This is a genomic window from Pseudomonas sp. C2B4 (assembly GCF_013359695.1).
GTDB lineage: Bacteria > Pseudomonadota > Gammaproteobacteria > Pseudomonadales > Pseudomonadaceae > Aquipseudomonas.
In genome coordinates this window covers 1-7,855 of sequence record NZ_JABFMU010000108.1, presented here as the reverse complement: position 1 = coordinate 7,855, position 7,855 = coordinate 1, and the positions used below count along the sequence as shown (strand labels likewise).

9 protein-coding genes are annotated in these 7,855 nt (G+C 49.4%); 6 read left to right on the top strand and 3 right to left on the bottom strand.

What is annotated here, in order from left to right:
* The coding region (locus tag HNQ83_RS30545; RefSeq protein ID WP_306159213.1) for a carbon starvation CstA family protein at positions 1–349 on the bottom strand (349 nt) is incomplete at its 3' end.
* Positions 350–816: 467 nt separating this feature from the next.
* Between HNQ83_RS30545 and HNQ83_RS30540 the strand changes: the two genes are divergently transcribed.
* Positions 817–1,302 carry a hypothetical protein gene (locus HNQ83_RS30540; protein ID WP_256669351.1) on the top strand — a complete coding sequence of 162 codons (486 nt, stop codon included), beginning with the start codon at positions 817–819 and terminating at the stop codon, positions 1,300–1,302.
* A gap of 547 nt (positions 1,303–1,849) precedes the next feature.
* Here the strand turns inward: HNQ83_RS30540 and HNQ83_RS30535 are convergent.
* On the bottom strand, positions 1,850–3,235 hold the full coding sequence (locus HNQ83_RS30535; protein WP_175392560.1) for a DEAD/DEAH box helicase: 1,386 nt from the start codon (positions 3,233–3,235) through the stop codon (positions 1,850–1,852).
* Entirely contained in the window at positions 3,232–3,837 is a 606-nt protein-coding gene (locus tag HNQ83_RS30530; protein WP_175392559.1) for a hypothetical protein, read from the bottom strand. The genes HNQ83_RS30535 and HNQ83_RS30530 overlap by 4 nt, the downstream gene beginning before the upstream one ends.
* Positions 3,838–3,948: 111 nt before the next feature.
* On the opposite strand from HNQ83_RS30530, the gene HNQ83_RS30525 reads away from it, so the two are divergent.
* The 5 genes from HNQ83_RS30525 to HNQ83_RS30510 all read left to right on the top strand — a co-directional run bounded on the left by HNQ83_RS30525 (position 3,949) and on the right by HNQ83_RS30510 (position 7,821).
* Positions 3,949–4,203 (top strand): helix-turn-helix domain-containing protein, encoded by a 255-nt coding sequence (locus tag HNQ83_RS30525; RefSeq protein WP_175392558.1) that lies wholly within the window; start codon positions 3,949–3,951, stop codon positions 4,201–4,203.
* 190 nt (positions 4,204–4,393) lie between these two features.
* Positions 4,394–4,843, top strand: coding sequence for an antitoxin Xre/MbcA/ParS toxin-binding domain-containing protein (locus tag HNQ83_RS30520; RefSeq protein WP_175392561.1), 450 nt, complete (start codon positions 4,394–4,396; stop codon positions 4,841–4,843).
* Positions 4,844–5,372: 529 nt separating this feature from the next.
* Positions 5,373–5,675 (top strand): zeta toxin family protein, encoded by a 303-nt coding sequence (locus tag HNQ83_RS31410; RefSeq protein ID WP_256669350.1) that lies wholly within the window; start codon positions 5,373–5,375, stop codon positions 5,673–5,675.
* 37 nt (positions 5,676–5,712) lie between these two features.
* Entirely contained in the window at positions 5,713–7,032 is a 1,320-nt protein-coding gene (locus HNQ83_RS30515; RefSeq protein WP_256669349.1) for a P-loop ATPase, Sll1717 family, read from the top strand.
* 225 nt (positions 7,033–7,257) lie between these two features.
* A complete protein-coding gene (locus HNQ83_RS30510) occupies positions 7,258–7,821 on the top strand; it encodes a tyrosine-type recombinase/integrase (RefSeq protein WP_175392557.1) in 564 nt (187 codons plus the stop codon).
* Positions 7,822–7,855 lie beyond the last annotated feature (34 nt).

Sequence of the window (7,855 nt, the reverse complement as noted above, 5' to 3'; positions counted from 1 at the left end):
TGCCGGGCAGGTAACCCATTTGCGCCGCCAGGACCGGGCCAACCAAAGGCCCCGCGCCGGCGATGGCCGCGAAGTGGTGACCGAACAGTACGTGTTTGTTGGTCGGTACGTAGTCCAGGCCATCGTTGTTGAGCACGGCGGGGGTCGCTCGATTGGGATCGAGCTGCATCACTTTATTGGCGATGAACAGGCCGTAGTAGCGGTAGGCAACAAGGTAGATAGCGACGGCTGCGACGACGATCCAGAGGGCGTTGATCGCTTCGCCGCGGCGCAGGGCCACGACACTCAGCGCAAACGCTCCCAGGACAGCCACGGCAAACCAGGCGAGGTGTTTAGCCAGACGGGGCATAGAGGGTCTCCTGCCGACAGCTCGTGACTGCGGCGGTAATTTTTATAATTGTGTCCGCTGTGCGGAGCTGGCCCAATATCCGCGCATGCCGTCCACAAATAAATCCGCGTTACTACGTACGTGGCGTCTACGTAGTTCTACGTAGACGCCTCCTATTCCCCCCTGTGGGGAAGGTTCTTTGTGGCGAGGCCTAGGTGATCATTAGAAATGAGAGCGGTGTCATTAGAAATGAGAACGACCCCGCACTGACCCAAATCTTGGACAATTTGCCCACTTTTAGCGGTCAAAAATTCAAAAACACAGAATACGTGGACTTGTGGTCGACTCAGGACAGAATTCATGCAGTTTCCGTCGGGCGCACCGCAAAAGATGTGCTTTTAATCGTGTGTATCGCGATCCGACTGATACCTTGGACCCTTTCCCACTGTTCATGATGGGCAAACATCAGTGCAAATCTGGACCCGCTGTTGACCGAATATATCAAATGGTGGATCGTATTTTTTTGCTCACAGGATCCTACTATGGCTGTGCGTCGGGATATTTTATTACGTGAGCAGCAAATGCTTGAACAGGCAAAGAAATCCATCCTAGACAGTGGAGACTTTTTCCCACCGGACCAAATTGCGCAACGACTCGGCCTATCTCCTGTGTCACCTATTTCGGCTTTAAATGAGTGGGAAGCTGGAGGACATATTTTTTCTATTGAGCACGCAGGCTACCCATTGTTTCCAATCTATGCCTTCGAGGACGGTAGTGGACACAGGCCGGTATCTCACGTAAAGACAATACTCGATGTGTTGAGAACGAAGAAAGATGGGTGGGGAATCGCATTTTGGTTCGCCTCTAGCAATGCATACATTGGAGGGTGTCGACCGCAGGACATTCTTTTATTCGATGCCGGCAAACTTCTGCTCGCAGCCTTGGCTGAGGTGTCAGGAGTTACTCATGGATAGATTATATCGGCTTGCCGCCATTCCCGATTGCCATCCGTTCCGGAACGTCACATTCATGGGGCGAGGATTTTTTCCTATTTAACATTCCCTCCTCTCCATCTCTTTGTTCCTTTTGGCGAAATTAGGAGCAAGCCGCTTTCCCATGCTTGGTGATCACTAAGATTTGGGGCGGATTGACGGCCCGGCGAGTCTGCCTAGCGGCTCGTGCGCTGAATCCAATTGCAAAGCGAGATCAAGAAAACGATTTGACGCTTTTTCGGATCTAGCAGACAGTCTCCGCCGGGCCTCTGTTTCAAATTGAAACTTCATGGCCCATTTCGATGTTGTCGCCTTCCGCCTACCTTTCATTACCATCCCCTCACGCGCTTGACGAGAAACGCCTTTCTGCCCCACTGGCCACAAGCAACTACTTCCCTCCTTCATCTGCGTAAAAGAAAAGCGCCAGATAGCTGATTCAGCGGAAAGATGCACGATAGCTTCCAACGGAGACAGACCGTTCGCTCAACTGGAGCGAGTTAATATGACCTCGTAATGGATAAGATCTACATCAGAAAACGGCCAGCAGTTGCTGACGATAATTCTTCGAAAAGCTAATTTGATAAGTCGATGTATGGGGCAAATCGACATGCGGTAAAAAATTCTGCGCTGTAGCGGTAGGTGTTGAGCTTACTGGGCTCCCAAGATGGCTGTTCACGGAACAATCCAATTCACCTTCGATGAGGCAAGCTTCAGGTACAACTGCACCTACAGCGCAAACAACAGCCAAATCTTCCGGCAAATCATCGGCAATGCGCTGAGAAAATCGTTTTAGCGTCGGCTCCGCCAAGACGAACAACCAAGCTTGATCGTCAATCTCACCCATACGCCGAAGGACTCTTCCCAGCACCTGACGATAGTGCAGTTCAGTACGAATTCGACTTAGGTAGCAGCAGACCTGGAGCCGGGGAATATCCGTACCCTCGCTGATCATGCCCACCGCAACAATCCAACGGCAGTCGCTATTTTTGAACCCGTTGATTACCTGTTGCGCGTCCGGAGTCCTGGTGGTTACGACCTGGAAGCTTTCACCCTTGTCCTTCAACGCCATAGCGACTTGGTGAGCATGCTCAATATTCGTGGCGACAACCAAGGCCGCGGCATTCGGTTTTAGCATGCGCACTTCATCGAGTTTCCTGCTCCCCAAGTCGAGCAACTGGTTGAGCGCTTCCTCATGACAAATCAAGTCTTCATATGAAACCGGTGACTCGCGCAGTAGCTTAGCGATGCTGGGAAAAAGCTTAACGGAACTGTCGTTCGCGAAATCCTCTTGAAGTCTCAGCATCTGATTATCCAGCAGTACAATGCGAGGTGACCGACAAACTCCGTCAGCAATCGCCTCTTTGAGGCCGTATCGATAGTCACAAATCAATCGGCCTTCTGGGTTGGAGTACCGAGCCAGAGCAATGCCTCTATCATCGGAGCGCCAAGGCGTACCCGATAGAGCCAAAGTAAAGGCGGCCCGGTCCTGCATCTTCAAAAGAATTTGTTGCCCCCAAGCATTGCTCAAAAGCGGATCGTATCCTGAGCAATGATGGATCTCGTCGAACACCGCAAACACACGGTAGTCATCGAAAAGCTTCCAGAAGGCCGCATCCTGATGCTCCATGGCTTGGTACGTACTTGCGGTACCAACAGCACCGATAAGTCCATCAAGGCGCCTCCCCAACACAGCAGAGAACGTAGTGCGAAAGCCATCAACGACTTGGCATGACGGGGCAAAACAGAGTACGAGATCAATCTTGCCCTGCTCCAACAGTTGTCGAGCCAGTTCTGCGGCCATGCGAGTTTTCCCCGCCCCGGGCGTTGCCTGACAGAAGAAATGCGGTGTCGTTCTGTAATGCTCAAGCGCAATTTCAATACATTGGCTCTGCCATTTTCTCGGCGGTGTTTTCATCGCGCGGACATGACTGTCTTGAGCGTCTTTTCGACCGCTCGGAGATGCCCTAAAAGACGAGAGCTTCGGTCTCGTGCTTCCAGATACTCGCTTTCAACTTGGTCTCTCAGATGCGGCATTTCATCGAGCAGCTGCTTATACCGCTCCGCCTCTCCCATCGAAGACAGGAAGTCGAGCCGAATCTCTTTAAGTATGGATTCTAAGTGCTCGATCACATCTGGACTTGATCGCTCTGGGTCAATGCTTTGCAATGGGCTTTGTAATGGGCTTTGTAATGGCTGTTCCATGGGTTTAATCACCGGTTTAGCACTACTTTCGTACCCATTATCGATGAGCTCCACCTGCAGGTTCGCCGGAATGCTTTGCCAGTGATAGATCTGCCCCCGCTTTTGTCGGTTTTCATCCTGAATGACCCATCCGGTACGCAGCATGCGTCGGATCTGTTCATAGACATATCGACGCAAGTCGCTGTTGTTGAAATTCATACCCGTTAGGTGAGCAGCGTATGCGTCACGTAGGTCCTGAGTCGTAAACTGACGTAGATGCCCCTGCTGAAACAGGTCGTAGAGCCGCCTGTCGAGGATGAATAAATCGGGTTTCATGCAGGCACCTGAGAGGGAAATTCGCGGAACAGTCAAAATGCGGATTATAATCCGTGGTTGATTCATCCGCAAACGCACGATAGTGCCGCCTCAGTGGGAACCGAGGCGGTTATGCATCAGCTTGCAAAGGCATTGGGCGACAGAATACGAACACAAAGGAAGGCCAAAGGATTTTCCCAAGATGCCTTGGCGCATTCTTGCAGTGTTGATCGTAGCTATATGGGGCGTATTGAGCGCGGTGAAGTCAACATCACCGTGGAAAAACTATATCGCATAGCCACCGTATTGGAGTGTGAGCCTCAATTCCTCTTGCCTGAAGCGCTGTCTCTCCACGAATTTGCTTCTGATCTGGCTGCAAGCGACTGAGCCAACAAGCACGAGCTAGCTATCTCTATCGGTTTTTGTTGCCGACCGAACGTTTCTAGTGACTGGGCTACTCCCAGCCTCTCCAGTTCGAAATGATCCATGCGCAACCAGCCGTAAAAATCTGCGCGCTTTCATGCGATACGGATGTGCCGGATACTAAATGGCAAAGCTCGAACCATTGAGGTGCGTCATGCTTGCCGAAATACTGAACGATGATTTTCATCGTGCCTTCCGCAGCCGGTTGTCAGAATTTCTTAATGTCCCCATTGATGCTTCAGACTCGGACATCCACGAGATGATCAACGCAGGCTTCTCAGCCGACCGGATCAATATTTTCTGCGAGCTAGGCAAAGTCCCCCCGCAACAACGTGATCAGATCATCCCTCACAAGACACTCAGTTCCAGGTTGACATGGGGGCAAAAACTCACGATAGATGAGAGTGACCGCCTATTTAGAAATGCCTATATCTTGGCTATGGCGGAAGTGGTGTTTGGGAACCAAGAAAAAGCACGCTCGTGGCTTTCGAAACCCAAGAATCGTTTTTCAGGAAAAGATTCAATCACTATGCTCACAACTACGCCCGGTGCTCGCCAAGTCGAGGAGTTGCTAATACAAATCGCTGAAGGTTTTGCGCATTGATCGAAGAGTCATAAGCTATGATGACTGCAACGACGATGTTCGTCTTAGTCTTAATGGAGGGCTTCGTTCGCGTCACACCCGTTAACGGCAAGCATCTGTCCGGTAGTAGCTGACTACTGCCCTTCGAGACAGACAACAATCGGCAAAAGCTGCCCCGCCGCGCCTGCGTTCTTCAATAGCAGCAAATGATGCCGACCAGCGGACGGCGGAGCTTAAACCGTGAAAATGTTGCTAGCGACGATCAATTGATTGACCGTTTTGGCTAAGTCCTGCTTCCCGCGAGTCCCACATGAACTGGCGCGCCATGCGTAACAGTGCTTTTTGTCGGGGAGCTGATTTGGACCAATGAGTTTCAGACAATCGATGATGAACCCGCCCTGCTGAAAGAGGGTCAGCCGCCCCCCCTCACTGAAGCGGAATCTGGGCAATCGGCGCATTTTACTTGCATTGGCAAAATGATATCTTCGGGTCTGGCTTGGTCTGCTCCGCTCATGCTCCTCCAAACTTTGTAAAATTTTAAAGGATTAAAATGGACGATAAAAGTCTGAAAATAACACGAAACTTGAAGGTGGGTGCTCTTGATGCGGAGGGCGACGCTGACCTGCTGAACCGGTGCTTCGTCGACAACGGCTATTTGAACCGGCTAATGGATGTAGACTCTCCTGAGTCAATAATTTTGGGGCGTACTGGATCGGGTAAAAGCGCTTTACTTTATAAGATTCAATCCATGGCTCAAAAAGTTGTCAAACTTGATCCTAACGATATTTCTGTCCGATTTTTAGAATACTCCGATATTATTCAGTTTTTTTTGCGCACTGAATATAAATCTTGATCTTTTTTATAAGTTGTTATGGCGCCATGTACTAACTGTGGAGTTTCTGAAGCTCAGGTATGATATAAAAAATGAGTTTGAAAGCAGAAGCTTTATCGATGGGCTTGTCAGTAAATTTAACAGGGATGTAACTAGGAAGAAAGCGCTGGAGTACTTTAGTGAGTGGGGAGACCGCTTTTGGCTAGATACAGATGAACAGCTCAGGATAATAACAAACAAGCTGGAATCTGATACAAAAAGTTCAATAGGCGCCAAGTACGCCGATATTACTCTCTCGCTAGATGGTGCAAAAAAACTATCTGATGAAGACAGAGTCGAAATAAAGCAGCGCGCCAGTCTTGTGGTTAACGGTTTACAGATACGTAAGCTTAACGAAGTATTAGACTTGCTGGCTGAACATTCCTTCGATGATCCTCAGAAAAGATTTTACATACTAATTGACCAGTTGGACGAGGAATGGGCCAGCACAGAGACTAGGGTTCGGTTTATCCGAGCTTTAATAGAGGAAATTAAAACGTTTCGCCGAATCCGGCAGACGAAAATAATAGCAGCGTTGCGGAAGGACTTGCTGGTTCTAGTATTTGACATGACTCGCGACTCGGGATTTCAAGAGGAGAAATATGAATCATATCTCCTTGAGCTAAGATGGTCCCCTGAGGAGTTGGCACGTCTAATAGAATTGCGAATAAACGAGGTCTTCAAGAGTCAATACACTAAGCAATTGGTGCACTTCGACGATGTTTTTCCGAAAGCCCGTAAGGGAGGAGGACAAACTGCAATGGAGTTTATTGTTGAACGTACCTTGCGACGCCCGCGCGACATATTACAGTTCGTCAACGAGAGCTTTGTTATCGCTGCGGATCGTGAACGTATCTCTTGGAGGTCTCTGTTTGCGGCTGAAGCGCAATATTCAGAGAAACGTTTAAAATCATTGAAAGAAGAATGGAGTGAGGTTTACCCATCTTTTGAAGATGCGATAGAAATTCTCCGTGGTTTAAAAGCAACTTTCACCCGCTCAATGATTAAAGATGCAAGACTGGAAGATGTTATGTTGGCGCTCTATGATCATGATACCTCTGACCCATGCGTAGCTGTAGTGAAAAAATACTACGATGGCCAAGGTGTTAAGGAGTCTGACGTTCTGTCAAGCTTACTTTCTTGTTTGTATAGGGTAGGTGCGGTTGGAGTGAAAACTGGGGCTATGGATACGTATATCTGGTGCTACGTTGACCAGGCTTCAGTTACTAGGGGCGAAATTAAGCGAATTGAACATTTGAAAATTCACAAAATGCTTTATCGTGCTCTTGACGTTATTACTGAGCAAAGAGAGATATTTGAAGCCGAAGACCTAGACTAAAAATGCTGTCTTTGCTTGGCATGGTCGCCGCTATGGTAACAACTCCCTGAATGGCCTTTCAGTACAGATGACTAGGTATTGCTGAAACCCATGCTGTTGATTCCACTGAGAGGCTGCTTCTGGCCGATTTCTGCCGGTCGCAACCGTCAGCTTAGGGTCGAATAGCGACCACCAGCTATTATGGCTGATCCACCCTTGTTCTCCTCTCAACGTGGAGGACGAGCCATGAACACTATTGCTACATACCGCCATCAGCCTTGGAACAAGGGAAAGCTTGTTGGGCAGAAAGCACCGCTTAGAGTTAGAGATATCTGGGCTATCCGCGTAAGGCTTCAGCTGGCTGAGAAAACGCGTGATTTGGCACTGTTCAACATGGCCATTGATAGCAAGCTGCGTGCCTGTGACCTAACCAAGTTGCGAGTTCGAGACATCGCCCATGGAGAGCATGTTTCGTCACGGGCCATCGTGATGCAGCAAAAAACTCATCACCCAGTGCAATTTGAAATCACTGAGCAAACTCGAACAGCTCTGGAGGCTTGGATGCACCAGGCGCATCTCCGCAGCGAGGACTTCTTGTTCCCGAGCCGATTGCACGCGTCGGACCATCTTTCCACCAGGCAATACGCTCGAATAGTGAAAGCTTGGGTAACCACCATTGGCCTTGATCCAACTACATACGGAACTCACACGCTAAGGAGAACCAAGGCTTCATTGATCTATCGCAGGACGAAGAACCTGAGAGCAGTTCAACTCCTACTTGGTCATACGAAGGCTGGTTGCAGGATCTGAGTGCAACACGGTTATTGAATTGAAGCGGGAGCAT